A 1,873-nucleotide genomic window follows, 5' to 3' on the forward strand; every position below is an offset into this window, starting at 1 on the left:
ATACCATTTTTATTTAACTCTATGAAATAAAATTAATCTATCCATAAATGCTCAATACTTCAGATGCAACTTGTTATTTGAAACCTTTTGGGAGAGGGGCCGAACATAACTATTTGGAAGTTAGGGAAAAGCTACGTATATTTGTGCCCTGAAAATGTAACCAAGCTATTTTTGATCGAATCGGCGTGTTTAATAATACTCCGAAACCGTGGATAGGTAGCATTAAGGGAGTGAATGATAAGAAAAAAAATTTTAAGTTGTAGTATAGTACTTTCGGTGTTATTGCTAGGTAATCTGTACTCACAGTCTAATACCTATTCCAAAAAAGATCCTATAAAAAAGGTCGTTTTGGAGCGAATTAAAAAAGAAAGAAGGGCGATAGCCTTATCCCCTGAGCGACAGAAGGTAGCTTATTATAGTTCTATACGGTTTGCGAATGTACCTGTCCCATTAAACGTACCGAATGTAGAAGCCAAGTTTGAAAAATATCTAAATAGGCTTACTTATAGAAAAGTACAATCCTACGATTTACATAAAAAAGCAGCAAAGCATTTGCCTAAAATTGCTGCAATTTTAAGATCGTATGGTATACCAGAAGATTTTAAATATATTCCGCTTATTGAGAGTAATATGAACCCTACTGTTACCTCTCATAAGGGCGCCGGTGGCTATTGGCAATTTATGCCAGCGACAGCGCGGCTTTACGGATTGAAAGTAAGCGAAAAAGTCGATGAGAGACGTGATTTAACTAAATCAACAGATGCAGCCGCCCGTTACATCAAGAGTTTATATAAAGAGTTCGGAGACTGGACGTTGGTTGCTGCAGCTTATAATGTCGGTATAGGAAATCTCAAAGCTTCGATTCGCAGACAAGGGACAAAAAATTATTATAAATTGAAATTAAACCAAGAGACAGGATCTTATATTTATAAACTGGTCTCAGTTAAACAAGTGATTGAGAACCCGAATAAACATGGTTTTAAACGTTTTGCTGAGAATAGAGACAAGTATCAATATATCAACGAAAGTAATCTACTTTAATTGCTGTTTAACACCGTTCGAGGCGAGAATGGTTGCAAAAATAATTTAGCATTAATCATAACCATTAGACGACACTGTTTCAGAAAGTGTGTAATTTATATAACTGCGGCGTGTATTAAGCTCCGCAGTTTTTATTTGCTTAAATTTATAACATTGTGATTTACCCAGGGTTAATTCTAAATGACTAGGTTTTTTTACCGAGGTTTGCGAGTGTTTGAGGCCCTCAGGGTCGGCTTGGAGGTTGTTCGCATGTTGCTGCCTTCCAGGTGCTTTAACGTGAGTTAGATAGCCTTTATGATAAACACGAGCGGCCCGAATAAATTGACGCTCGAAATAGACATATTACGACAAGGTTTCTCCGCGATCAAAGAGGCTCGAAGATTTAGGTTCCTAGGATCGAGGAGGGAGTTCAAGCCAATTATAGTTCCTAGTATTAGAGTATTATCGATGAGGTAGTGATGTAATATTTTTATTAGTCTTTATGTAGCTCTATGTCATTGAGAAAGTCACGTATAGATCCGTATATATTGGAGGATAATGTGGTTGCTAATAAAAAAACGCATCTTTCCGATGCGTTTTTTTCAACTTTCTTTCTTCAACTATTCACGCCAGCCACCACCAAGCGCGCGATAAAGGGTGACATAAGCATCTAGTTGTTTTTGCCTAATGTTAACTAGGGCAAGTTCGCTTGTAAGGGCATTACTTTGTGCGGTAATAACTTCCAGGTAAGTTGCATAACCCGCTTTAAATAATAAGGATGCATTTTTGACTGCTAAATCTGCATTGTCGACTCTTTCTCGTGCTAGTTTAAGTTGTTCTTTTTGCTTTTCTA

Annotated in this window: 2 protein-coding genes; one reads left to right on the forward strand and one right to left on the reverse strand. The window is 37.2% G+C overall.

Features of this window, described 5'->3' with window-relative positions; genetic code table 11:
• Window positions 1–348 precede the first annotated feature (348 nt).
• On the forward strand, window positions 349–1,041 hold the full coding sequence (locus HP439_RS18920; RefSeq protein ID WP_246229425.1) for a lytic transglycosylase domain-containing protein: 693 nt from the start codon (window positions 349–351) through the stop codon (window positions 1,039–1,041).
• A gap of 599 nt (window positions 1,042–1,640) precedes the next feature.
• Here HP439_RS18920 and HP439_RS18925 read toward each other — a convergent pair.
• A partial coding sequence (locus HP439_RS18925; RefSeq protein WP_172391882.1) for a TolC family protein occupies window positions 1,641–1,873 on the reverse strand: 233 nt, incomplete at its 5' end.

This window comes from Sphingobacterium shayense, from assembly GCF_013179575.1.
GTDB classification, from domain to species: Bacteria; Bacteroidota; Bacteroidia; order Sphingobacteriales; family Sphingobacteriaceae; genus Sphingobacterium; species Sphingobacterium shayense.